Raw genomic sequence first — 24069 nt, 5'->3', positions numbered from 1 at the left:
CCGACGTGGCGAACCTCGGCACTCTGCTGACGATCGGTGAGCACTCAACCGCAGCATGCGACGTCCGACGCCAGATAGGAATTACCCAATCGTCCGTATCTGGGATGAGCTCGATCGACGAGGCCCCGGTCAGCCGGGCGGCAGGTCGCTCGGGTGCTCCGGCTGGCAGACCGGGCACCAGTAGGTCACCCGCTCGCCCAGCTCCTGCTTGCGGATGGCGGTGCCGCAGCGGCGGCAGGGCTGGGCGCGGCGACCGTACACGTAGCTGGTCTGCCCCCGGTGCAGCGAGCCGGTGGTGCTCTGGGTCCAGCGGCCCCGGTTGGCGGCCAGCAGCCGCTGTGCGAGTGCCGCCATGCCGGGCAGGTCGGGCACCGCGCCGACCGGTGTCCACGGCGACACGCCCCGCAGGAAGAGCACCTCGCACTTGTAGAGGTTGCCCACCCCGGCCAGGTTCCGCTGGTCGAGCAGCGCCTCGCCGATGGTCTGCTCCGGGTGGGCGGTGAGCCGGCGGACCGCCTCGGCCGCGTCCCAGTCCGGGCCGAGCAGGTCGGGGCCGAGGTGGCCGACCAGACGGTCCTCCTCGGCGGTCGGCACCAGCGCCAGCTCGTGCAGGTGGTAGCCGACCGCGACCGCGCCGGGGCTGCGCAGCACCACCCGGATCAGGTGCGCCGGGCGGCCACTCCACCGTTCCCCCGGCGCGTACGCCCGCCACACGCCGTCCATCCGCAGGTGCGAGTGCAGCGTCCAGTGCGCGTCGTCCGGGGCGGTGAGCCGGAGCAGCAGGTGCTTGCCCCGGCTGGTCGACTCGCGCACCGTCCAGCCGGTGAGGTCGGTGGTGGCCAGCTGCGGCACCCGGAAGTCACTGCCGGTGAGCCGCGCGCCGGCCAGCGCGCGGTGCAGCACGCGCGCGGTGTTCCAGACGGTGTCACCCTCGGGCACCCTGCCATCCTCCCTCGGTCGAGCAAGATTCGCATGTATCGCTATTTGTACCTCGGTTCCTCATGATCTCCAGACATGGCAGGGTCAGGGGGGATCTGAGGAGAATGCCCATGAGACGACCTCATTGTCGTATCCGCTCCACCACCCTCACCGCCGCCCTCGCCCTCGCACTCACGGCCGCTCTCGTGCCCATCACCAGCGGATTCTCGTCCGCCACCCCGAGCGTCGGCGGCCTGGTCACCCACACCGCTGTCGCGCCGGGTGGCGAACGGTGGAGCACCGACCTCTCGGTCGTCGACCGCGACGACGTCAACGTCCGGCGTACCCCCGCCGGTCTGCGGCTGCGCGAGGCACGATCCACCGGGCGCAGCCCGCGTAGCCCGCACAGCGCGGTCGCCGAGGGCATGCTGCTGACCGCCCCGCGTACCCTCGCCCGCCCGGCCACCCGGGTCCGCGCCGAGCTCACCGCGGACGTTCCCGCCGGTGCGACAGTGGAGGTGCAGGTCCGGGGCTGGCGGGTCAGCGGCTGGACCGAATGGCGGGCCGCGACCGCCGGCGCGGTCTTCGACCGGCCGGTCAGCCAGGTGCAGACCCGGGTGGTGCTGACCGCGCCCAACGGCGGCGCCACCGCGACGGTACGCGGCGTCCAACTCACCGCCGACGCGACCGCCGCCGTCTCCGCCGCCACGCCCGGCCGCACCTACCGGGTGTACGCCACCCGGATCGGGCTGGTCGGCGAGGTGACCGCCAACGGCCGCACCGTGCAGCCGCGCGACCACTTCGTGGCCCTGCCGTCACGCCGTGGCCTCTCCCCGCTCAACACCGGCGACTACACCGTGCGGGTCTGCACCACCACGGGGTCCCGCTGCGAGTACGCCCCGGTCTGGGACGTCGGGCCGTGGAACACCCGCGACGACTACTGGAACCCCGCGGCCGTACGGGAGAACTGGAAGAACCTGCCACAGGGCCGGCCCGAGGCGCAGGCCGCCTACCAGTCGGGTTACAACGGCGGGCGGGACCAGTTCGGGCGGACCGTGCTCAACCCGGCCGGCATCGATCTGGCCGACGGCACCTTCTGGGACGGCCTGAAGCTCACCACCAACGCCTGGGTGGACGTCGCCTACCTGTGGACCGGCGGCGGGTCGCGCGGTGTCGTCGGCGACGGGCCACTCAACATCCGCAGCGGGGCCAGCACGTCGTACGCGGTCCGTGGGCTCGCGGCCCGGTTCGCCAACGTGCCGATCCAGTGCTACGTCACCGGTCAGTCGGTGACCGGCCCCTACCGCACCACCACCCGGTGGAACCGCCTGGCCGCCGGGCAGTACGTCAGCCACGCGTACATCTCCGCCGTGTACGGCGGCACCGTCCCGGTCTGCTGATCCGGTCTCGCCCCGTCGGGCGCCGTCAGGGGCGCTCGTCGGGGCGGGCCGGGCGCACCATGTCCTGGTAACGCGGATGGCTGGCCCCGTAGACGGCGTAGTTGAGCCGGGCGTACGACAGGCTCAGGTCGCCGTTGGCGCCACCCCGCACCGCGTCGGCATCGGCGTCGGTCTGCCCGTCGTCTGTCCAGAAGCAGACCGGGCAGGTCCCGCCGCCAGTGCGAGAGGCGCAACAGGGACAGCCCACGGGAACTACGTGTTCACCCACCGAGGCAGCATTCCACAGTTGAATGTCACCAGGCCACCCGCAAAAGATCACCCGGGCCTACCCCGAGGAGGTCCACCGCACGACCACCATTGACCGCTATCGCCACCCGTTCGGCCGAGTCGACGTACACCACGAGGCCGCCGTCGGGTGCGTCACCGAAGGTGCGTCCGCGCACCGCTGTCCGACCCGGCGTCGGCCCCGGCGGCCCCACCCGCACCGTGGCCGCAGGCGGGTCGAGGCGTTCGGCCGGTGCGGCCAGTTGGACGTTGCCGAAGTGATCCACGGTCAGTACCTCGGCGGTGAACCCGTCGGCGTCGGGGACCACGACCGGCGGCGGCAGCCGGACCAGCCCGGCCGGGTCGACGGCCGGGCCCGCCTCGGCCAGCGGCGCGCCGAGCGACAGCCGGGCCGCCACCGGCGCGAAGACGTCCCGGCCGTGGAACGTGCCGGACACCCGGGTGGCCAACCAGCGGGGCTCGGTGAGCTCCACCGCGGCGGTCACCCCGCCGAGCGTGGCGGCGGCGTCCGGCAGCAGACCGTTGTCCGGGCCGACAAGCAGTCCGCCCGGCGTGGCCAGCGCGACACCCCGCCGGGTGGTCCCCACCCCGGGGTCGACCACCGCCATGTGTACGCCCACCGGCAGGTACGGCACCGTCTGCGCCAGCACGGCGGCGCCCCGCCGGACGTCGGCCGGCGGCACCAGGTGGGTCACGTCGATGATCCGGGCGGCCGGCGCGATCCGGGCGATCACCCCGTGGCAGGCGGCCACGAAGCCGTCGGTGAGGCCATAGTCGGTGGTCAGTGAGATCCAGGGCGTGGCGGCCATCCCCGCAGGTTAGCGCTCCGCGCCGGTGCCAGCCCTGTGGTGTACCCGGGCTGCGCGGCCGACCGACGATTGGCGGAAATGGGACAGAGCGCAGTGGCCGACCGGCCCCTCCCGTCGTCGGGCGCCGACCGGCAGACTGCCCTGGTGACAAATCGGAGCCTGCCCGCCGTCGGTGTTCTCCTGGTCGCCGTCGCTCTCACCGCCGGCTGCGGCAGTGACGACGCCGACCGGCCGAGCGCGGCCCCATCCGCCTCGTCCCTCCCAACCCAGGAGGCCACCGCTCTGCCGGACGCCCCACTGCCATCGGCGGTTCCGTCCGGCCCCGCCGGCAGTGCCGCCACCCCGGGCCAGCCCGCTGCGCCGCCGGCTCCGCCGCAGGGGCCGACCGAGCGGCGGCCGGCGAGCCAGCCGCCGGTGGTGTTGCCCCAGCGCCCGGCCGGCGCGCCCGGAGCCCAGCAGGTAGTCGACGCGTTCCGGGCCGCCGGCCTGAAGGTGCCGCGCCCGAAGGACCGGTCCGTCGACTGCGGACCGGACGGGCTCGGCCTGGGCTGTTCAGAGATCGTCGCCACCGATGCCGTCACGGTCTACGTGTTCCCCGACGAGACCAGCGCCAGCGACATCGCCGAAACCTGGGGCGGCCAGTCGTACCGGCGCGGCGCGGTGGTGCTCAACTACCTGGAGGCGAAGACCCCGGCCGCCGACCGCCCGCGCTACGAGAAGGCCCTCAACAGCCTCCGCTGAGCCAGACCCTCAACGCCGGTCGCCGGTCGCCGGTCGCCGGGCTGTGGGCAGCGTGCTGTGGGGCGCCGGGCTGTCGGCGTTGAGCGGTGGGTACTGGCGTCAGCGACGAGGCAAGCCTCTATTTCGAGCGTGATGTCTGTGAGGCATCAATATGTCTCACAGACATCACGCTCAACTGAGTGAGGCCGCCGGGCCGGCGTCGCGTGAGTGAGGCTGCTCGGTTCGTGTCGTGTGAGTCGGCCCTCGCCTGGGTCGGCGTGGCGTGGGTCGTGCGGGGTTGGCGTCGGGTGAGTTAGCCCGGCCCGGTCGGCGTGGCATGGGTCGGCGTCACGTTGGTCGGGGGCGGGCGCTGGGGAGTGGGGTTCAGCCGCGTAGGCGTAGGCCGCGCGGGGTGGCCCGGAAGCCGGCGGCGGTCAGCGCGTCACGCAGCGGTGAGGAGTGCACCGCCTCACCGTCGGCGCGTTCCACCGATATCGCGCCCAACGCTCCGGAGTGGACGGCCTCGGCCAGCGCCTTGCCGGCCGCCGCGAGCGTGTCGGTGTCGTCGGTGAAGGAGAGCAGCGTCCGGCCGCCGCGTTCCACGTACAGCGCCAGGTCGCCGCCGACTGTCACCACCAGGGCGCCCGCCTTGCGGCCGGCCCGGTGCCCGGTCGCCGGGGCGGCCCCGTCGCCCGAGTCGACCACGCGCTCCGGCCAGGGCAACGCCGCGCCGTACGGGTTGGCGGGATCGGTGGCGGCGAGCACCATGGCCGGCCCGCCCCGACCCCGGGTGCCGTCGGCGGTCTCGGCCAACGCGCGCAGGCGGTCCACCGCCCCGGGCACCGCGAACTGCGCCGCGCCGAGGCCCTCGACGAAGTAACCGCGGCGGGCCGCGCCGCGCTCCTCCAGCGCCGACAGCACCGGGTAGACCGCCGAGAACCCGCCGACCACCTGCTCGGCCATCACCGCACCACGGGTGACCACCCCATGCCGCTCCAGCAGCACGTCGGCGAGGGCGGCGGCACGCCGGGTCGGATCGAGATCTCGCTCCGGTAGGCGTGACCAGCGACCGGCGACCGTCGGCGGGCCGCCCCGGGTGGGCAGCGCCACCCGACCCGGCCGCCGGTAGCGGGTGCGCGGCGCGGACGGCCGCGAGCGGTGCGCCCCACCGGCCCCGAGCACCGCCCGTAGCGGGGCGAGGGTGTCGTTGGTGAGGTGCCCGGCCCAGACCAGGTCCCAGATCACCCCGGTCAGCGTGGCGTCGTCGGTCGAGCCGACCCGGTCGGCCAGCGGCCGGAAGAACAGCGCCTGCCCGTCGCCGAGGGCATCGAGCACCGCGTCGTGCAGCGGGGTGCGGGTCAGCGCGTCATCGGGGGGCGCGAGGAGCAGCGGCGCGGCGTCCGCGTACGCGAGGGTGACCCAGCCGTCACCGCCGGAGATGGCCCCCGAACCCGCCCAGAGCACCTCCCCGCTGGCGCACAGCTCGTCGAGTTGGGCGGGGGAGTAGTCCGCGACGCGGCCGGGCAGCACGAGCCGCTCCAACGCGGAGGCCGGCACCGCCGCGCCCTGCAACTGCTCCACGGTGGCGGCGAGCGCCTCCACGCCTCGGGCCGACGCGCCGACCTGCTGCCAGCGGGGCAGGAAGGTTGCCAGCGCCCGGGGCGGCACCGGCTCGATCTCCCGGCGCAGCGCCGCGAGCGAGCGGCGGCGCAGCATCCGCAGCACCTCGGCGTCGCACCACTGGGCACCGGCCGAATCCGGGGTGAACTCCCCGGAGACGACCCGCCCGGTGGCGGCGAGCCGGCGCAGGACCTGCTCGACGACGAACACCCCGAGCCCGAAGCGGGCCGCGCAGCTCGCGGCGGCGAACGGGCCGTGGGTGCGGGCGTAGCGGGCCACCAGGTCGCCGAGCGGGTCGGCCACCGGTGCGAGGTACGCCTCGGCCACTCCGACCGGCAGCGCCACGCCGAGCGCGTCCCGCAGGCGGGCGGCGTCCTCGACGCCCACCCAGCGCTGCTCGCCGGCGATCCGGACCCGCAGCACCCGGCGGGTGGCCTCCAGGTCGGTCAGCCAGGCCTCCGGTGCACCCCGCTCGGCCAGCTCGGCAGTGCTCAGGTCGCCGAGCACCCGCAGCAGCTCGACCACGTCCTCCGCGTCGCGGGGGCGGCGTTGCTCGGTCAGCCAGCGCAGTTGCCGGTCGGTCTCGGCGAGCACCGCCGGGTCCAGCAGCTCGCGCAGGTCGACCCGGCCGAGCAGCTCGCCGAGCAGTGTGGAATCCAGCGCGAGCGCGGCGGCGCGCCGCTCGGCGAGCGGGGCGTCACCCTCGTACAGGAATGCCCCGACGTAGCCGAAGAGCAGCGACCGGGCGAACGGGGACGGCGCGCTGGTCTCCACTTCGACCAGCCGAACCTTGCGGGCCGCCAGGTCACGCATCAACCCGGCCAGCGCCGGCTGGTCGAAGACGTCCTGGAGGCACTCCCGGGCCGCCTCCAGAGTGACCGGGAAGTCGGCGTACTCGCGGGCGACGTCGAGCAACTGTGCGGCACGTTGCCGCTGCTGCCAGAGCGGTTGGCGGCGGCGCGGGTCACGGCGCGGCAGCAGCAGCGACCGGGCGGCGCACTCCCGGAACCGGGCGGCGAAGAGTGCCGAGGTGCCCACTGACTCCTCCACCAGTTGGGCGATCTCGTCGGGCTCGAACACCACCACATCGGCGCCGGGTGGCTCGTCGGCGGTGTCCGGCAGGCGCACCACGATGCCGTCGTCGGAGGGCATGACCTGGGCGTCCACCCCGTACCGCTCGGCGAGCCGGCGGCCGACGGCGAGGGCCCACGGCCCGTTGACCCGCGCGCCGAGGACGCTGTGCACGGCCAGGCGCCAGTCGCCCAGCTCGTCGCGGAACCGCTCGACCACGATGGTGCGGTCGTCGGGCAGCGAGCGGGTGGCCTCCCGCTGCTCGCGCAGGTAGGCCATCAGGTTGGCGGCGGCCCAGTCGTCCAGCCCACCGGCGCGCAGTGCGGCCAGCGCCGCCTCGTCGCTCTGCCGCAGCAGGGTGCGGACCCGGGCGCCGATGGCCCGGCCCAGCTCCACCGGCCGGCCCAGCTGGTCGCCCTTCCAGAACGGCATCCGGGCGGCCTGGCCGGGAGCCGGCGAGACCAGCACCCGGTCGGGGGTGATGTCCTCGATGCGCCAGGAGGACGAGCCGAGCAGGAAGACGTCACCGACCCGGGACTCGTAGACCATCTCCTCGTCCAGCTCGCCGACGCGGGCGGCCCGCTCGGCACCGGCCAGGAAGACCCCGAACAGGCCCCGGTCGGGGATGGTGCCGCCGCTGGTCACCGCGAGCCGTTGTGCGCCGGGGCGGCCGGTGAGCAGGTCGGTGGCCCGGTCCCAGACCAGCCGGGGGCGCAGCTCGGCGAAGGCGGTGGACGGGTAGCGGCCGGAGAGCATGTCCAGAACGGCGTGCAGCGCGGAGTCGGGCAGCTCGGCGAAGGGCGCGGCGCGGCGGACCAGCACGGCCAGGTCGCCGAGCGGCCACGGCTCCAGTGCCACCATCGCGACGATCTGCTGGGCCAGCACGTCGAGGGGATTGCGCGGGTAGTGCAGCTCCTCGATCGCGCCGTTGGTCATCCGCTCGGCGACCACCGCGCAGGAGAGCAGGTCTCCGCGGTGCTTGGGAAAGACCACCCCGCGCGAAACCGCGCCCACCTGGTGCCCGGCCCGACCGACCCGTTGCAGCCCGGCGGCCACGCTGGGCGGTGCCTCGATCTGCACCACCAGGTCGACCGCGCCCATGTCGATGCCCAGCTCCAGACTGGAGGTGGCCACCACCGCCGGGAGCTGCCCAGATTTGAGCGCCTCCTCGATGTGTTTGCGCTCTTCGCGCGAGACGCTGCCGTGGTGGGCGCGGGCGATCACGGGCGTCGCGCCGGTGGCCGCGCCGGACTGCGCCATCACCGCGGCCGGCGGCCGGTTGCGGACCGGCCCGGCCGGGTCACCCCACCGCTGCCCGCCCGACGCCGGACCGCCGTTGGCAGCCGGGCCGTCGTTCGCCGGCAACCCTTCCGGTACGCCGATAGCACCGTCGCCCGACGCGGCGACCAGCCCTTCGGCGGCCAGCCTCTCGGCGGCAAGCTCGTTGAGCCGGGCGCAGAGGCGCTCGGCGCTGCGGCGGGAGTTGGTGAAGACGATTGTCGAGCGGTGTTGCCCGATGAGGGTGAAGACCCGCTCCTCCACGGCCGGCCAGATCGAGGCGCGGCGCGGCCCGGGGACACCGAGGTCGTCCTCCGGTGGCTGGTCCTGCTCGTCCAGTCGGGTCATGTCCTCCACCGGGACCTGCACGCTGACCTCGATGGTCTTCGGCGTGGCCGGCTGCACGACGTCGACCGGCCGGGCGCCGCCGAGGAATCGGGCGCAGGCGTCGATCGGCCGGACGGTGGCGGAGAGGCCGATCCGTTGTGCCGGGGAGGGCAGCAACTCGTCGAGGCGTTCCAGCGACAGGGCCAGGTGCGCGCCGCGCTTGCTGCCGGCCACCGCGTGCACCTCGTCGACGATCACCGTCTGGACACCGCGCAGCGAATCCCGAGCTGCGGAGGTGAGCAGCAGGAACAGCGACTCGGGCGTGGTGATGAGGATGTCGGGCGGGGTGCGGGCGAAGGCGCGTCGCTCGTCGGCCGGGGTGTCGCCGGTGCGCATGCCGACGGTGATGTCGGGCGGGGCGACGCCGAGGCGGGTCGCCGCCTGCCGGATGCCGGCCAGCGGGGCGCGCAGGTTGCGCTCGACGTCGACGGCGAGAGCCTTGAGCGGGCTGACGTAGAGCACACGGCACCGCTGCCGGGTCTCGGCCGGTGCGGGCTCGCGAGCCAGCCGGTCCAGTGACCAGAGGAAGGCCGCGAGCGTCTTGCCGGAGCCGGTGGGCGCCACGACGAGGGCGTTGCGCCCAGCGGCGACCGACCGCCAGGCGCCGGCCTGGGCGGCGGTGGGTGCGGCGAAGGCGGCGTCGAACCAGGCGCGGGTGGCCGGGCCGAACCCGTCGAGCACCCCGCCCGTGTCCACATCTGCCCCGGTCACCGGACCATCGTGCCCCGCCGGTACGACAACCACGAGCGTCCCCGGTCAGAACGGTCCCGCCTCCGGCAAAAAGCACTGGATGCGTGGTTAAGTACGTTAAGTCTCACTTAACTGCTTGCTTGTGAGGTGCAACATAACGTAACTTCACCGCAACGCGAACCGGGGTGGAGGCGATGAGATGGCCAAGGAGCCGCGACACGTCGAACCCGGCACCGATGTGCTGATCCGCAAGGTCGACAGCCACCTCGCCACCCTGCGCGGCGGCCTGAACGGGCCCGAGTTGGCCCTCGCCGAGCGCCTCGCCCGCTGCCTGCGCGAGTTGGTCATCTCCACCGCCCAGGCCAGCGCCGCCGACCGTGGTCAGGTGCGCGTCGCCGTCCACTATTTCGTGTTGCGCCGGGAGAGCAGGGGTCGTCTGCTGTCGATGCGGTCCCTGACCGTCGCCGAGCGGGTGGTCAGCAAAGTGGCTCGCCAACTCGGCCGCGCCGACCTGCTGGCCGAGTTGCGCGCGGGCGACGCCGACATGGACGACGCGCAACCCATCAGTAACGCCCTGATAAGCTGATCTCCGGCGGCCTGTTGGTCAGTCGGCCACCGACGCGTTTTCGCGCACTCGCTGGCTGACGGCAGCCGCCACTTTGCCCGCCCGATAGGGGACGAATAATGGCAATGGCGCTCGCGCGCTGGCGAAGTGGCGTCTGATCGCTGCTAGGCGCCACAGCTGTACGGGCGTCGGCCACCACGATCGGGAGCGCGAGTGCTGTTACTACTCATCCTCCACCTCGTGGCTGCCGTTGCGGCGCCTCTACTCGTCCGTTGGTGGGGTCCACGGGCGTTCTATGCGCTGGCGCTGGCACCTGCCGCGGCGTTCGGCTGGGCGCTCGCCCACACGCCCGCCGTCGGTGACGGCGGTGCGGTGGTCGAGACGTACCCGTGGATCAAGGAACTGAAGCTCGACATAGCGCTGCGGGTCACCACCCTGTCATGGCTGATGACCCTGCTGATCGGCGGCGTCGGCGCGCTGGTGATGGTCTACTGTGCCCGGTACTTCAAAGCCGGCTCGGCGGGGCTGGCGCAGTTCGCCGGGGTCCTGGTCGCCTTCGCCGGCGCGATGCTCCTGCTGGTCTTCTCCGACGACCTGCTGTTGCTCTACGTCGGCTGGGAGCTGACCACGGTCTTCTCGTACCTGATGATCGGTCACAGCACCGAACGGCGGTCCAGCCGGTGGGCGGCGGCGCAGGCGCTGACCGTGACCACGCTGGGCGGGCTGGCGATGCTGATCGGGTTCATCATGCTGGGCGAGCATGCCGGCAGCTACCGCTGGTCCGAGATCGCCGCACAGCCGCTGCCCAGCGGCGGGTACCTGATCGCGGCGGTGCTGCTGATCCTGGCCGGCGCGCTGTCCAAGTCGGCGGTGCTGCCGTTCAGCTCCTGGCTGCCGGCAGCGATGGCGGCACCCACGCCGGTCAGCGCGTACCTGCACGCCGCCGCCATGGTCAAGGCCGGCGTCTACCTGGTCGGGCTGCTCGCGCCGGTGCTCGCCACGGTCGACCCGTGGCGGCCCGTGGTGCAGGTCGCCGGCGTGGCCACCATGCTCGTCGGCGGTTGGGCGGCCCTGCGGCAGACCGACCTGAAGCTGTTGCTGGCGTACGGGACGGTCAGTCAGCTCGGTCTGCTGATCGCGGTGACCGGCGCGGGTACTCCGGCCGCCGCGCTGGCCGGCACGGCGATGCTGCTGGCGCACGCGCTGTTCAAGGCCTCGCTGTTCCTGGTCGTCGGCATCATCGACCATGGCGCCGGCACCCGCGACCTGCGTCAACTGTCCGGGCTGCGGCGCTGGTCCCGGCCGCTGTTCGTGGTCGCGATCCTGGCGGCGGCGTCGATGGCAGGCGTGCCACCGCTGGTCGGTTTCGTGGCCAAGGAGGCGGTGTTCGCGGCCTTCACCGACCAGCCACTGCTCCTCGCCGGGCTGGTCGTCGGGACGGTGTTCACCGTCGCGTACAGCGCCCGGTTCCTCTGGGGCGCGTTCGCCGACCGGCCGGGCGTGGAACCGGTCGCACCGGCCCCGATCGCCGCGTCGATGCTCGTCCCGCCGGCCGTGCTCGCCGGCATCGGGCTGCTCGCCGGCCCGGCCGCCGCCGTGCTGGACGGCCTGCTGAGCCCGTACGCCGAGCTGTTCGGCGCGGTCGACGCGCACCTGGCGCTCTGGCCCGGCATCACCCCGGCGCTCGGCCTGTCCGTGTTGGCGCTGGCCGGCGGCGGTCTGCTCTTCGCCCTGCGCGGGCCGCTCGCGCCGGTGCTGGCCCGCCTCCGCTCGCCGGTGGGCGGCAACCAGGGGTACGAGTGGGTCGTGGGCCGGTTCGACCGGCTCGCCACCGACGTGACCGGGGCGACCCAGCGGGGCTCGCTGCCGCAGTACCTGGGCATCATCCTGGTCACCCTGGTGGTGCTGCCCGGCGGCGCGATGCTCGCCGCCGGCCCGTGGCGAACCCGGATTCCACTCTGGGACAACCCACTGCAACCGGTGGTCGTGGTGGTGATCGCGGTGGCCGCGCTGCTCGCGGTCGGTGCCCGCCGGCGGCTGACCGCGATGCTGCTGGTGGGGGTGACCGGCTACGGCACCGCGATGCTCTTCATCCTGCACGGCGCGCCCGATCTCGCGCTCACGCAGTTCCTGGTGGAGACCGCGACCATCGCGGTCTTCGTGCTGGTGCTGCGCCGGCTGCCGCAACGGTTCTCGGCCCGCCCGCTGCGCCGCAGCCGGTGGACGCGCCGGGTGATCGGCGTGGCCGTGGGCGTGGTGGCGGGTGGGCTCGCCCTCGTCGCGGCCGGCGCCCGCCGGGCACCGGACATCTCTGCTGCCTTCCCGGACCTGGCGGTGGGCGAGGGGTACGGCCGCAACGTGGTCAACGTGACCCTGGTCGACATCCGGGCCTGGGACACCATGGGCGAGGTGTCGGTGCTGGTGGTGGCCGCGACCGGGGTGGCCAGCCTGATCTTCGAGCGGTCCCGCACCGGGCCGCGCCCGCGTCGGCCGGAGCCGGTCCGGGCTCCCCGGACGGCACGGTACGGCCGGCGGGTGTGGCTGCGCGGCGGGCCAACCCTGTACGAGGAGCGGCGCTCGATCGTGCTGGAGGTGATCACCCGGCTGATCTTCCACACGGTGGTGTTGTTCTCCCTGTTCCTGCTCTTCTCGGGGCACAACGCGCCGGGCGGCGGCTTCGCCGGTGGTCTGGTGGCCGGCCTCGCCCTGGTGGTCCGCTACCTGGCCGGCGGCCGGTACGAGCTGACCGAGGCGGCGCCGGTGGGCGCGGGCCTGATCCTCGGCGCCGGGTTGGCCGTGGTGGTGGGCAGCGGCGTGGTGTCGTTGCTGGCCGGTGGTGCGCTGCTGGAGAGCGCGAAGATCGACTGGTCGTTACCACTGATCGGCGACATCCACCTGGTGACCTCGCTGTTCTTCGACATCGGTGTGTACCTGATCGTGATCGGGCTGGTGCTGGACATCCTGCGCAGCCTCGGTGCCGAGGTGGATCGGCACATCGAGGCGACCGGGACCGGATCGGGCGGACTGGCCGTCGACAAGGGAGACCGGCCATGAGGGTGAGTCAGCGAGTGCGGCCAGTCGCGAAACGCGGTGCGGCATGACGGCCGGTAACGCTGGGCCGACGGTGGTGTTGGTGCTCGCCGTCGCGGTGCTGGTCGGCTGCGGCGTGGTCCTGTTGCTGGAGCGCAGCCTGACCCGGATCCTGCTCGGCGTGATCCTGGCCGGTAACGGGGTCAACCTGCTGATCCTGCTGGGTGGCCGGCCCGGTGGGGCGCCGGTCGTCGGCACCGGTCCGGTGGACGAGATGAGTGATCCGCTGTCGCAGGCCATGGTGTTGACCGCCATCGTGATCACGTTCGGGTTGTCGGCGTTCCTGCTCGCCGTGGCGTACCGCAGCTGGTATCTCACCGGGGACGACGAGGTGCCCGACGACCTGGAGGACCGGCAGATCATCCGCCAGGCCGAGCGCAACGAGGTGGGTGCCGTCGACCACGGCGGGGAGGGCCCGGACGAGGACCCGGAGCAGGTCGATCCGGAGCCGGCGCGCCGTCGGCTGCGGCACGAGGGCGAGACGGGATGACCGGGGCAAGGTGGGGGACTCGATGAACAGCCTGTTGCCGCTGCCGGTGGTGGTGCCGTTGCTGGGTGCGGCGCTGACCCTGCTGCTGGCGAGCCGGCCCCGGATTCAGCGTTCGGTCAGCGTGCTGTGTCTGGCGAGCACGTTCGTCGTCGCGGTGGTGCTGCTGGTCCAGGCGTACCGGTATGGGCCGGTGGTGTTGGCGATCGGGGGGTGGCCGGCGCCGGTCGGCATCGTGCTGGTCGCCGATCAGCTCGCCGCGCTGATGGTGGTGGTGTCCTCGGCGGTCACCCTGTGCGTGCTGCTGTACTCGATCGGCCAGGGCCGCAGCGAGACGGCCGAGACCACACCGGTGGTGATCTTCCACCCGACGTACCTGGTGCTCACCGCGGGCGTGACGAACGCGTTCCTCGCCGGTGACCTGTTCAACCTGTTCGTCGGCTTCGAGATCCTGCTGGCGGCGAGTTTCGTGCTGATCACGCTGGGGGGCACCGAGGCCCGGATCCGCACCGGGTCGACGTACGTGGTGGTCAGCATCCTCTCCTCGATGATCTTCCTGACCGCGGTGGGTCTGGTGTACTCGGCCACCGGCACGCTCAACCTGGCGCAGCTCGCGCAGCGGCTCGACGATCTGCCCGACAACGTCCGGCTGACCCTGCAGCTGATGCTGCTGCTCGCGTTCTCGATCAAGGCGGCGGTCTTCCCGTTGTCGGCCTGGCTGCCGGACAGCTATCCCACCGCCCCGGCCCCGGTGACGGCGGTGTTCGCGGGACTGCTCACCAAGGTGGGTGTCTACGCGATCATCCGCACCGAGACGTTGCTCTTCCCGGACGGGCAGGCCAGCAAGCTGCTCATGGTCGTCGCGGGGTTGACCATGGTGGTCGGCATCCTCGGGGCGGTGGCGCAGTCCGACATGAAGAGGCTCCTGTCGTTCACCCTGGTCAGCCACATCGGCTACATGATCTTCGGGGTGGCGTTGAGCACGATCGCCGGGCTCTCCGGCGCGATCTTCTACGTGGTGCACCACATCACCATCCAGACCACGCTGTTCCTGGTCGCCGGGCTGGTCGAGGAGCGGGCCGGCAGCACCGACCTGCGCCGTCTCGGCGGGTTGGCCCGGGTGGCGCCCCTGCTCGGAGTGCTGTTCTTCGTTCCGGCGATGAATCTCGCCGGGGTGCCACCATTCTCGGGCTTCCTCGGCAAGCTCGGTCTGCTCGAGGCTGGGGTGGCGGCCGGCGGGGCACTGCCGTGGGCGCTGGTGGCGGCCGGCACGTTGACCAGCCTGCTCACCCTCTACGTCGCCTCCCGGGTGTGGAACATCGCATTCTGGCGGGCACCCCAACTGGCCACCACCGAGCCGGTCGTCCGGCTGCCCACACTGATGGTCGGCGCCACCGTCGGCCTGGTCGTGTTCGGGCTGATGCTGACCGTGCTGGCCGGTCCGCTCTTCGACGTCACCGCCGACGCGGCCACCGACCTGCTCTCGCGTACCCCGTACGTGCGGGCCGTGCTGCCGGGAGGTGCGCCGTGACCGATCCGCGCGCGACGACGCCAGGGCCCGCCCCCGAGCCGCCCACGTCGCCCAGAGGGCGGTTCGGCCGCTGGCGCGACCAGGCGGTGGCCCTCGGCTGGCTGGTGGTGGTCTGGAATCTGCTCTGGGGCGAGATCACCTGGGCCAACCTGATCGGCGGTGTGCTGGTGGGCGGCGCGGTGCTGGTGTTCTTCCCGCTGCCACCGGTCACCTTCGGCGGCCGGCTGCGGCTCGGGGCGCTGCTGGTGTTCGTGGGCCGGTTCGTCGTGGAGCTGGTCAGCGCGAGCCTGCACGTCGCCCGGATCGCCGTGCAGCCCGGCTACCGGCCGCGCGGGGCGATCATCGGGGTCCGGCTGCGGGTGCCGACCGACCTCAACATGGCCCTCACCGCCGAGGCGGTCTCGCTGGTTCCCGGCACGCTGATCCTCGAGGTGGACCGGGACGCCGCGACGCTCTACCTGCACGTGCTGGACACCCGCGGCCCGGAGGACCTGACCCTCGCCCGGGAACGCACCTACGCTCTCGAGCGGCGGATCGTCCGCGCGGTCGGCAGCGCGGCCGAGGTGCGCTGCGTCGAGCCCGATTCCGCCGAGAAGGGAAGCAACCAGTGATCCTGATCCTGGCCGCCGTCCTCACCGCCCTGCTGTCGGTGACCGCGCTGCTCGCGCTGATCCGGCTCTACCGGGGCCCGTCGCTGCTGGACCGGGTGATCGCCGCCGACATGCTGCTCGCCACCATTATCGGCGCGGTGGGTGCGGAGGCGGCGGTCAACCGGCACTCCACCACGCTGCCCGTGCTGGTGGTGCTCTCCCTGCTCGGCTTCGTCGGCTCGGTGTCGCTGGTCCGCTTCGCCGTTCGGGAGCAGGCGTGATCGGCGTGGTCGCCGACTGGGTCGGCGCCGCCTGCCTGGTGGCGGGCGCCCTGCTGGCACTTGCCGCCGGGGTCGGTGTGCTGCGCTTCCCGGACACCCTGTCCCGGATGCACGCCGCCACGAAGCCCCAGGTGCTGGGGGTGCTCCTGCTGCTGCTCGGCATCGCGCTGCGGCTGCGGACCCCGTCCGACATCGGGATGATCCTGCTGGTAGGCGTGTTCCAGCTGGCCACCGCGCCGGTCGCGGCGCAGATGATCGGCCGGGCGGCCTACCGGGCCGGGCGTCTGGACCGGAGCCTGCTCGACGCTGACGAGCTGGCCGAGCGCGGGCCGAGCGGCGGGCAGTTGGGGTGACGGCCGGGCGCGGTGAACCGGACGATCAGCGCCTTCGGCCCACCCTCAGCGGAGTCCCAGCCAACGCCGATAAAATGGCAGCATGATCGACTCTTCTGCCCAGGAGGGCAGCAGTAGCCAGCCGGGTCGTGCCCGGCATATCCCCGCCCCGACGACCCCGGGAGCCCTGAGCGACCCGTGTTGATCGTCGTTGGTCTCCTTCTGATTGTTGTACTCACCGCTGCCACCGGCTACTTCGTAGCCCAGGAGTTCGGTTACGTCGCCGTGGACCGGGGCAAGCTGCGCCAGCTCGCCGATGACGGCGACCAGGCCGCCGCCCGGGCTCTGACCGTCACCAGCCGTCTCTCCTTCATGCTCTCCGGCGCGCAGCTCGGCATCACCGTCACCGCCCTGCTGGTCGGTTACGTCGCCGAGCCGTACCTCGGCGGTGGCCTCGCCGAACTGCTCGGCGTGGCCGGCGTCAGCACGTCGGTGAGCCTGCCGCTGTCGGTGGCACTTGCCCTGGTCATCGCCACCGTCGTGCAGATGGTCCTCGGCGAGTTGGCCCCGAAAAACCTGGCCATCGCGCGGGCCGTGTCGCTGGCCCGGGCGCTGAGCCGTTCCACCCTCATCTACCTGGCCGTCGCCGGACCGCTGATCCGGCTCTTCGACCGGGCTTCGATCCGCCTGCTCCGCCGGATCGGCATCGAGCCGATCGAGGAGCTGCCCAGCGGCGCCACCCCGGCGGACCTGGAACAGATCATCGCCGAGTCCCGGCAGGAGGGCAGCCTGGACGCAGAGATGTCCACGCTGCTCGACCGAGGGCTCGACTTCCGTGAGCTGACCGCCGGCGAGGCCATGGTGCCGCGCGTCGACGTGCACACCGTACGGGCGCACGACCCGGTGAGCCGGGTCGTCGAGTTGCTGGACACCGGCCACTCCCGGTTCCCGGTGCGCGGCGCGGAGGGCGTCGACGACCTGATCGGCATCGTCGGCATCGCCGACGTGCTCGGCGTACCGCCGGGGGAGCGGGCCACCACCGCGGTGAGCGCGGTGGCGGGGCCGCCGCTGCTGGTGCCGGAGACGTTGCCGCTGCCCACGGTGCTCGACCGCCTGCGGTCCGGGCACCGGCAGATGGCCTGCGTGGTCGACGAGTACGGCGGGTTCGCCGGCGTGATCACGCTGGAGGACATCGCCGAGGAGTTGGTCGGCCCGATCCGGGACGAGGACGACCCGCCGGATCGGGCACCGGCCCGGCAGGACGACGGGTCCTGGGTGGTGCCGGCCCGCTGGCGGATCGACGAGGTCGCCGACAGCACCGGCATCGCGCTGCCCGAGGCCCCGGAGTACGACACCCTCTCCGGGCTGGTCATGCGGGAGCTGGGCCGGGTGCCGGAGGTCGGTGACCGGCTGGAGATCAGCCTGGTGCGCGAGGGCGCGGACGGTGAGGACCACGACGCGGAGCCACGGGCGCTGGTCGAGGTGCTGGCCGTGGACCGGCACGTGGCCGACTCGGTGCGGTTGCAGCTGACCAAGCCGGGGGTGACCGCATGAGCCCCGGAATCGCGCTGCTCACCTCGGTGGTGCTGCTGGCGCTGAACGGGTTCTTCGTGGCCGCCGAGTTCGCACTGGTGGCCAGCAAGCGGTACCGCCTGGAGCAGGCGGCCGCGAGCGGTGGCCGCGCGGCCCGAGCCGCCCTGGACGGTGTCCGCGAGTTGTCGCTGATGCTGGCCGGAGCGCAGTTGGGCATCACGCTGTGCACCCTGGGGCTGGGCGCGTTGGCCGAGCCGGCGATCGAGCATCTGGTCAGCCCGCTGCTGCACGCGGTGGGCCTGCCGGACGCCGCCAGCCACGTGATCGCCCTGGTCCTCGCCCTCGGCTTGGTCACCTTCCTGCACCTGGTGGTGGGGGAGATGGCGCCGAAGTCGTGGGCGATCACCGACGCGGAGCGGTCGGCGACGCTGCTCGCGTTGCCGTTCCGCGCGTTCGCCCGGGTGGCCCGGCCGGTGCTGTCGGCGTTGAACGCGCTGGCCAACGCGATCCTGCGCCTGTTCGGGGTCGAACAGCAGGATCAGTTGGCCCAGGTGCACGGCCCGGACGAGCTGCGGATGCTGTTGGAGCAGTCCCGCGAACACGGGTTGCTCGGCGCCGAGCAGCACGAGCTGCTCACCAGCATGCTGGAGTTGCAGGGCACGTCGGTGGCGCAGGTGATGGAGCCGTTCGCCACCATGGTCACCGTCCGGCGGGAGGACCCGGCCGAGCGGATCGAGCAGGTCAGCCGGGACAGCGGCCGGTCCCGGCTGGCGGTGCTGGACGCCGACGGCGAGGTCTGCGGCCTGGTGCACGTCCGGGAGGCGGTGCGGGTGGTGACCAACGGCCGCGTCGCCACCGCCGAGGAGCTGATGACGCCCGCGTTCACCCTGCCCTCGACGTCCTCGGTCACCGAGGCGGTGGCCGCGATGCGGGCCAGGCAGTCCCAGCTCGCGTTGGTGCGCAACGGTGGTGGCCCGTCCCGTCCGGTCGGCTTCGTCGCCCTGGAGGACCTGCTGGAGGAGGTCATCGGCGAGTTCGACGACGAAACCGACACGGTGCCACGCGGGCGACGTATGCGGTGAAACCGGAGGGGTGGTCACTCTTCGCCGAAGTCGAGGTGACCACCCGCCGGGTCCGCGAACCTTGAGGTGACCTCGCGGACGCGAGGCTCCAAGGGCGTGGCCTGGTGGGGGCGTGGTGCGGCTGACGGGGGTGTCTCGGGAGTCCGGCGGGACCGGGCTGTCCGTACAGACCACGCTGCCCAACCCGAGCACCCGTCCGGGCCTACGCCTGCCGGGCCGGGTGACCCTCGCCGCCGGGCCGGACGACGTGCTGGTGCGGCACATCCGGCTCGGCCTGGTCACCACGGTCGAGCCGAACGATCCGGAGGCCGCCCGGCGTCTGGTGCAGTTCCACCAACTGCCGATCGCCGGGCGGTTCGTCGTACCGGCTGGTCGGCGGCGGGCGGTGGACTTCGCGTTGCCGTTGCCGTGGGAGACGCCGGTGACCACCTTCGGCGGCGTGCCGCTGCTGAGCCTGCGGATGGGGTTGCGGACGGAGGTGTCCGTCGACCCGGATCTGGATCAGGGCGCCATGGTGCCGGTGTTCGTGCACCCGATCCCCACGCAGCAGCACGTGTTCGCGGCGCTGGACACGCTGGGTTTCACGATCCGTCAGGCCGGGTTGCAGGAGGGTGGGCTGCCCGGGGTGGAGCACACCCTGCCGCTGCACCAGCGCTGGGGTTTCTGGGTGGGTCCGCTCTACGCCGGCCCGATCACCGAGCTGGAGGTGATCTTCGTGACCAACTCGGCGGGCCTAGAGGTGATCCTCTGGATGGACCGTCGGCTGGCGTTGGCCGGCATCACCCACCAGAGCATCAGCCGGTTCCGGATCTGGCACGCCGACGCCGAGCAGCGGGACTGGGTGGCAACCGTGGACGGCTGGCTGCGTCAGGCGATCAACCGGCACGCCGCCGCGGCGGCGCACGCGGACTGGTCGGCGCGCATCACCGGGTCACCGCATGTCAGCCGCCACCCGGACGAGCCGGTCCGTCCCGGCTACGGCCTCGGCGGCACCGCGGGCGGCGCGGGCATCGGTGGTGGCGGCAGCGGTGGCGACGGCACCTGACGCGGACGGGAGTGGGGTCAGCCGGCGCTGGCGGTGGCCAGTTTGAGGCTGAAGGCGAGGAACAGCGCGGCGATGGCGGTGGTGCCGCCGGCGGCCAGTCGACGGCGTTGGCGGAACTGCGTGGCCAGGAAGGTGCCCGCGAAGATCAACGCGGTCAGGTAGAGCACGCTGGCCGCCTGGGCGATCAGCCCGAGCAGCAGGAACGACAGCGCCGGCCAGGCGTAGTTCGGGTCGACGAACTGGATGAAGAACGAGATGAAGAACAGGATCGCCTTCGGGTTCAGCAGGCTGATCACCAGCGCCTTGCGGAACGGGCTGCGCATCGCCGCCGGCTCGGCGGCGTCGATGAGCCGCGGCGTGGTCGGGTCGTTGCGGTCGCGCCAGCGCCGCCAGGCGCCGCGCAGCATGCTCACCCCGACATAGGCGAGGTACGCGGCACCGGCGTACTTGATCACCAGGAACACCGGTGGGTACGCCTTGAGCAGCGACGCCACCCCGGCGGCAGAGAGGAACATCAGCACCGTGTCGCCGACGAACACCCCCGCCGCCGCCCGGTAACCGGTGCTGACACCCCGCTTGGCGGCGGTGGAGAGCACGAAGAGAGAGTTCGGCCCGGGCAGCAGAACGATGGCCACGGTGCCCAGTACGTACGTCCAGATGTCGGTGATCCCCAGCACGCCCGTCATCATCAGGCCACCGGTGCCGTCCGGCGAAGTCTTTCCCGCAGCATGGCCTGTGCGTTCGGCCACTCGTCGACGGTCATCGCGTACTGCACGGTGTCCCGCCAGGAGCCGTCCGGGCGCTGCCGGTGCATCCGCAGGACCCCCTCGCGGGTGGCGCCGAGCCGTTCGATGGCGGCCTGCGAGCGGACGTTGCGGATGTCGGTGTGCCAGGCCACCCGCACCGCCCCCAACTCGTCGAAGGCCCGGCCCAGCAGCAACAGCTTCGCCTCGGTGTTGATCCCGGTGCGCCACCACGGCCGGCCCAGGAACGTGTACCCGATGGCCACCGACCGCCGCTCCGGGTCGATCTCGTAGTACGAGGTGGTGCCGACCACCGCCCCGGTCACCGCGCAGCGTTGCACCCAGGCCACCCGCTCGCCGCGCTGCTGTGCGGCAAGGGCGGCGGCGACCACGGCGGCGGTCCCGGCGGGCTCGGTGGGCCGCGCGACGCCGAGGTGTCGCCAGACCTCGTCGTCGGCCGTGGCGGTGTGCAGGTCGCCGGCGTGCGCCAGGTCCAGCGGCTCCAGTCGGACGTGCTCGCCGCGCATCGGCGCCGGGTCGTGCCAGGGTGTGCGGGCCTCCCGCAGGTACGCCGGCAGCGGCGCGGTGACCGCGGCGTCCGGCTCGGGCAGCCCGGCGGTCAGCCGCATCGGCAGCACGCCGGCCCAGTGCGGCAGGTGCAGGTCGGCCTCGTCGTCGCGGACCCCACCGCTGCGGGCCCGCACGGAGACCTCCCGCAGCGGCAACGCCAGCACGGCGGTCTCGGCCAACTCGCGGCGGGTGGGCGGGCGGCTGTCGCCGCTGCGGCCCGTGCCGACCTTCTCGACCAGCGCGGTGAGCATGGCGCTCTTCTCCTGCTCGTCGGTGACCAGCCGGGCGGTGCCGAGCGCCACCACCGAGCGGTAGTTGGCGCTGTGGTGGAACTGGGAGCGGCCGTAGACCAGCCCGTCGAGCAGGGTCACCGCGACGCAGACCGGCAGCCCGCCGTCCCGGGCGGTGAGCAGTGGCCGGCTGCCGGTCGAGCCGTGCAGGTAGAGCGTGTCGCCGATGCGGACGTGCAGGGTGGGCAGCACCCGTGGTTCGCCGTCGACGGTGAACCCGAGCGCGCAGTGGTACGCCTCGTCGAGCACGGCGTGCGCGGCGGTCCGGTCGTAGCTCATCCGGTCGCGGGAACGGTTGGGGGTGGTCCGGGCGGTGGGTGGGTACATGGTCGCCCCTTTGTTCTAGTACAATCTCTTGTTTGTGTCAGCACGCTATCAGTTCACTGGAGCGACGGTCGTCGCGATTTCGGCCAGCATCGAGTCGGGCATCCGGACCGGCGCCCTGCCGCCGGGCGCTGCCCTGCCGCCGGTCCGGGTGCTCGCCGCCGAGCTGGGTGTCAGCCCGGCCACCGTCGCCCGCACCTACCAGGAGCTGCGCCAGCGCGGCCTGCTCGCCACCGCCGGACGGCACGGCACCCGGGTCCGCCCCCGCCCGCCAGTGGCCGCCCGCCGCTCCGCACTGCGCCCCGCGCCGCTGCCCGGCGCCCGTGACCTGTCCCGGGGTGAGCCCGACCCCATGCTGCTGCCCCCGCTCGGTCCGCACCTCGCGGCGCTCGGCGCCGACATCGGCCCTCCGGTCGGCTACTCCCACGCCGGCGTGCTCCCCGAACTGGCCGAGGCGGCCCGCGCCCGGCTGAACGCCGACGGCGTGCCAGCCTCGGAGATCACCCTCACTGGTGGTGCGCTGGACGGCATCGAGCGGCTGCTCGGCGCCCACCTGCGCCCCGGTGACGCCGTGGCGGTGGAGGACCCGGGCTGGGCGAACCTGCTCGACCTGGTCGCCGCCCTGGGGTTGCGCCCGATCGGCGTACCGCTGGACGACGAGGGGCCACTGACGGCCGGGGTGGCCGCCGCACTGGCCGCCGGCGCCCGCGCGCTGGTGGTGACCAGCCGGGCGCAGAACCCGACCGGCGCTGCCGTCTCCGCCGCCCGCGCCGAGGAGCTGCGGGCGCTGCTCGCCGGTCGACGGGACCTGCTGCTCATCGAGGACGACCACGCCGCCGAGTTGGCCCGCGTACCCCTGCACCCGCTCGCCGGTGCGACCGAGAGCTGGGCCTTCCTGCGCTCGGTGAGCAAGCCCTTCGGCCCGGACCTGCGACTGGCGGTGCTGACCGGCGACGAGACCACGGTGGCCCGGGTGGCCGGCCGTACGCGGGTCGGCGCCGGCTGGGTCTCCACCGTGCTGCAACGGCTGGTCCTCGCCCTCTGGCGGGACCCGGCGGTCACCGAGCTGGTGCGGCGGGCGGCGCAGAGCTACGAGCTGCGGCGCGAGGGGCTGCTGGCCGAGCTGGCGGCGCACGGCCTGACCGCGTACGGCCGCAGCGGCATCAACGTCTGGCTGCCGGTGGCGGACGAGACCAGCGCGGTCACCGCGCTGCGCGACGTCGGCTGGGCGGTGGCCCCCGGCGCCCTCTACCGGATCGCCGCCCCACCCGCCCTCCGCATCACCGTCAGCCCCCTGACCACCGCCGACCTGGCCCCCCTGGCCGCCGCCCTAACTCAAGCCACAAACCCCACCCCACCCCCCGGCTTCCCAACCTGACCCCACCCACCCACCCCCACACCCCCACACCCCCCGCGATCTTGCGCTTTGTGTCGCGGATATGCCCGGTATGGGCGCTATGCCAGGGCAGGAAGTGCAAGATCGCGATGATTCGGGGCGGACGGGGTGGGTATGCGGGCGCCGGAGGTGGGGTCATGGCTTCGAGTGGGGCGCGTAAGGGAGTCTGGATCGCGGTGGCGGTGGCGGTGGTCATCATCGTCATCGTGCTGATCGCGATGGCTTCGGGTGGGGGTGGCGGCGGCGGCGGTTACTGACGCGGGGGCGGCAGCACCGCAGCGGCGGGCGCACCCGGCAGTCGGCATCGAACGGGTATATAACAGTCGGCATGGCCGAGCAGACCGGGAGCGCCCCGGGCGCCCAGCGGTTCATCCCACCCGACGCCGACACCATCGGCGAGCTGCGCGCCGCAGCGGGCGGCTGTCGGGGGTGTGAGCTCTATCGGGACGCCTCGCAGACGGTCTTTGGTCGAGGCGACGAGAGCGCCCGGGTGGTGCTGGTCGGCGAGCAGCCCGGCGACATGGAAGATCAAAAAGGTCTGCCCTTCGTCGGCCCCGCCGGTCGGCTGTTGCGACGCGCGGTCGACGACGCCGCGCTCGATCCCGCGCAGCTCTACCTGACAAATGCCGTAAAACACTTCCGTTTCCAGGTGCGCGGCAAGCGGCGGATCCACCAGACCCCCGACCAGGTGCACATCACCGCCTGCCGGCCCTGGCTGGTCGCCGAGTTCGCCCGGTTGCGTCCGGAGATCGTGGTGGTGCTCGGCGCGACAGCCGCCAAGGCGCTGCTCGGCCCGTCCTTCCGGGTCACCCGGCAACGGGGCGAGTTGCTGCCCTGGCCCGCGTCGGCCCAGCACCCGGAGGACTTCCAGCGGGTGCCGGTCGACAACGCCGGAAAGCTGGCCGACGCGCCGCCGGCCCGCCTGCTGGCCACCATCCACCCGTCGGCGGTGCTGCGCGCCGACGACCAGGACAAGGCGTACGAGGGTCTGGTCGCCGACCTCACCGTCGCCGCCCGCGCCCTGTAGTGAGC

At 73.0% G+C, this 24069-nt stretch carries 20 protein-coding genes; 14 read left to right on the top strand and 6 right to left on the bottom strand.

The window, feature by feature from the left end:
• Positions 1–129 precede the first annotated feature (129 nt).
• Positions 130–939 carry a DNA-formamidopyrimidine glycosylase family protein gene (locus tag ABZ780_RS10890; RefSeq protein ID WP_357485628.1) on the bottom strand — a complete coding sequence of 270 codons (810 nt, stop codon included), beginning with the start codon at positions 937–939 and terminating at the stop codon, positions 130–132.
• Positions 940–1049: 110 nt separating this feature from the next.
• Between ABZ780_RS10890 and ABZ780_RS10885 the strand changes: the two genes are divergently transcribed.
• On the top strand, positions 1050–2318 hold the full coding sequence (locus tag ABZ780_RS10885) for a hypothetical protein (RefSeq protein WP_357012172.1): 1269 nt from the start codon (positions 1050–1052) through the stop codon (positions 2316–2318).
• Positions 2319–2343: 25 nt separating this feature from the next.
• Here ABZ780_RS10885 and ABZ780_RS10880 read toward each other — a convergent pair whose 3' ends face one another.
• Both ABZ780_RS10880 and ABZ780_RS10875 read right to left on the bottom strand, forming a co-directional pair.
• Positions 2344–2565 carry a CPCC family cysteine-rich protein gene (locus ABZ780_RS10880; protein WP_357485880.1) on the bottom strand — a complete coding sequence of 74 codons (222 nt, stop codon included), beginning with the start codon at positions 2563–2565 and terminating at the stop codon, positions 2344–2346.
• Between the two features lie 46 nt (positions 2566–2611).
• On the bottom strand, positions 2612–3412 hold the full coding sequence (locus ABZ780_RS10875; protein ID WP_357485627.1) for an SAM-dependent chlorinase/fluorinase: 801 nt from the start codon (positions 3410–3412) through the stop codon (positions 2612–2614).
• Positions 3413–3556: 144 nt separating this feature from the next.
• Here ABZ780_RS10875 and ABZ780_RS10870 point away from each other — a divergent pair, with 144 nt between their 5' ends.
• On the top strand, positions 3557–4153 hold the full coding sequence (locus tag ABZ780_RS10870) for a hypothetical protein (RefSeq protein WP_357485626.1): 597 nt from the start codon (positions 3557–3559) through the stop codon (positions 4151–4153).
• A 363-nt stretch (positions 4154–4516) separates the two neighbouring features.
• On the opposite strand, the gene ABZ780_RS10865 is transcribed toward ABZ780_RS10870, so the two are convergent.
• Positions 4517–9199, bottom strand: a complete 4683-nt coding sequence (locus ABZ780_RS10865; RefSeq protein ID WP_357485625.1) for a DEAD/DEAH box helicase — start codon at positions 9197–9199, stop codon at positions 4517–4519.
• Between the two features lie 178 nt (positions 9200–9377).
• Between ABZ780_RS10865 and ABZ780_RS10860 the strand changes: the two genes are divergently transcribed.
• From ABZ780_RS10860 to ABZ780_RS10815, 10 genes are all read left to right on the top strand, one after another.
• On the top strand, positions 9378–9764 hold the full coding sequence (locus ABZ780_RS10860; protein ID WP_357012184.1) for a hypothetical protein: 387 nt from the start codon (positions 9378–9380) through the stop codon (positions 9762–9764).
• 192 nt (positions 9765–9956) lie between these two features.
• A complete protein-coding gene (locus ABZ780_RS10855; RefSeq protein ID WP_357485623.1) occupies positions 9957–12797 on the top strand; it encodes a Na+/H+ antiporter subunit A in 2841 nt (946 codons plus the stop codon).
• Between the two features lie 43 nt (positions 12798–12840).
• Entirely contained in the window at positions 12841–13323 is a 483-nt protein-coding gene (locus tag ABZ780_RS10850) for a Na(+)/H(+) antiporter subunit C (protein WP_357012188.1), read from the top strand.
• Positions 13324–13345: 22 nt separating this feature from the next.
• Entirely contained in the window at positions 13346–14851 is a 1506-nt protein-coding gene (locus tag ABZ780_RS10845; protein ID WP_357485622.1) for a Na+/H+ antiporter subunit D, read from the top strand.
• On the top strand, positions 14848–15462 hold the full coding sequence (locus tag ABZ780_RS10840; RefSeq protein WP_357012192.1) for a Na+/H+ antiporter subunit E: 615 nt from the start codon (positions 14848–14850) through the stop codon (positions 15460–15462). The genes ABZ780_RS10845 and ABZ780_RS10840 overlap by 4 nt, the downstream gene beginning before the upstream one ends.
• Entirely contained in the window at positions 15459–15722 is a 264-nt protein-coding gene (locus ABZ780_RS10835) for a monovalent cation/H+ antiporter complex subunit F (protein WP_357012195.1), read from the top strand. The genes ABZ780_RS10840 and ABZ780_RS10835 overlap by 4 nt, the downstream gene beginning before the upstream one ends.
• Complete coding sequence (mnhG, locus tag ABZ780_RS10830; protein WP_357485878.1) at positions 15722–16075, top strand: monovalent cation/H(+) antiporter subunit G; 354 nt, start codon at positions 15722–15724, stop codon at positions 16073–16075. The genes ABZ780_RS10835 and mnhG overlap by 1 nt, the downstream gene beginning before the upstream one ends.
• A 177-nt stretch (positions 16076–16252) precedes the next feature.
• Entirely contained in the window at positions 16253–17608 is a 1356-nt protein-coding gene (locus ABZ780_RS10825; protein ID WP_357485620.1) for a hemolysin family protein, read from the top strand.
• Positions 17605–18669 (top strand): hemolysin family protein, encoded by a 1065-nt coding sequence (locus ABZ780_RS10820; RefSeq protein WP_357485618.1) that lies wholly within the window; start codon positions 17605–17607, stop codon positions 18667–18669. The genes ABZ780_RS10825 and ABZ780_RS10820 overlap by 4 nt, the downstream gene beginning before the upstream one ends.
• Before the next feature lie 115 nt (positions 18670–18784).
• Entirely contained in the window at positions 18785–19714 is a 930-nt protein-coding gene (locus ABZ780_RS10815) for a sporulation protein (protein WP_357012204.1), read from the top strand.
• A 17-nt stretch (positions 19715–19731) separates the two neighbouring features.
• Here ABZ780_RS10815 and leuE read toward each other — a convergent pair whose 3' ends face one another.
• On the bottom strand, positions 19732–20403 hold the full coding sequence (gene leuE / locus ABZ780_RS10810; RefSeq protein ID WP_357012206.1) for a leucine efflux protein LeuE: 672 nt from the start codon (positions 20401–20403) through the stop codon (positions 19732–19734).
• Complete coding sequence (locus ABZ780_RS10805) at positions 20403–21644, bottom strand: bifunctional pyridoxamine 5'-phosphate oxidase family protein/GNAT family N-acetyltransferase (RefSeq protein WP_357485617.1); 1242 nt, start codon at positions 21642–21644, stop codon at positions 20403–20405. Before ABZ780_RS10805 ends, leuE begins: the two co-directional genes overlap by 1 nt.
• A 34-nt stretch (positions 21645–21678) precedes the next feature.
• On the opposite strand from ABZ780_RS10805, the gene ABZ780_RS10800 reads away from it, so the two are divergent.
• On the top strand, positions 21679–23019 hold the full coding sequence (locus tag ABZ780_RS10800; RefSeq protein ID WP_357485614.1) for an aminotransferase class I/II-fold pyridoxal phosphate-dependent enzyme: 1341 nt from the start codon (positions 21679–21681) through the stop codon (positions 23017–23019).
• 346 nt (positions 23020–23365) lie between these two features.
• The gene (locus ABZ780_RS10795; RefSeq protein ID WP_357485612.1) at positions 23366–24064 is read left to right on the top strand and encodes a UdgX family uracil-DNA binding protein; all 699 of its coding nucleotides are present in this window, start codon (positions 23366–23368) and stop codon (positions 24062–24064) included.
• The last annotated feature ends 5 nt before the right edge of the window (positions 24065–24069 follow it).

This window comes from Micromonospora sp. NPDC047467 (genome assembly GCF_040643095.1).
Taxonomy (GTDB): domain Bacteria; phylum Actinomycetota; class Actinomycetes; order Mycobacteriales; family Micromonosporaceae; genus Micromonospora.
Note: the sequence above shows the minus strand (reverse complement) of the source record. Positions and strands in the feature narration are given on the sequence as shown.

Coding starts and splice junctions, on each gene's coding strand:
- ABZ780_RS10820 (WP_357485618.1), top strand. CDS start 17,605: ATGAGCCCCGGAATCGCGCTGCTCACCTCGGTGGTGCTGCTGGCGCTG.
- ABZ780_RS10860 (WP_357012184.1), top strand. CDS start 9,378: ATGGCCAAGGAGCCGCGACACGTCGAACCCGGCACCGATGTGCTGATC.
- leuE (WP_357012206.1), bottom strand. CDS start 20,403: ATGATGACGGGCGTGCTGGGGATCACCGACATCTGGACGTACGTACTG.
- ABZ780_RS10845 (WP_357485622.1), top strand. CDS start 13,346: ATGAACAGCCTGTTGCCGCTGCCGGTGGTGGTGCCGTTGCTGGGTGCG.
- ABZ780_RS10875 (WP_357485627.1), bottom strand. CDS start 3,412: ATGGCCGCCACGCCCTGGATCTCACTGACCACCGACTATGGCCTCACC.
- ABZ780_RS10850 (WP_357012188.1), top strand. CDS start 12,841: ATGACGGCCGGTAACGCTGGGCCGACGGTGGTGTTGGTGCTCGCCGTC.
- ABZ780_RS10805 (WP_357485617.1), bottom strand. CDS start 21,644: ATGTACCCACCCACCGCCCGGACCACCCCCAACCGTTCCCGCGACCGG.
- ABZ780_RS10795 (WP_357485612.1), top strand. CDS start 23,366: ATGGCCGAGCAGACCGGGAGCGCCCCGGGCGCCCAGCGGTTCATCCCA.
- ABZ780_RS10885 (WP_357012172.1), top strand. CDS start 1,050: ATGAGACGACCTCATTGTCGTATCCGCTCCACCACCCTCACCGCCGCC.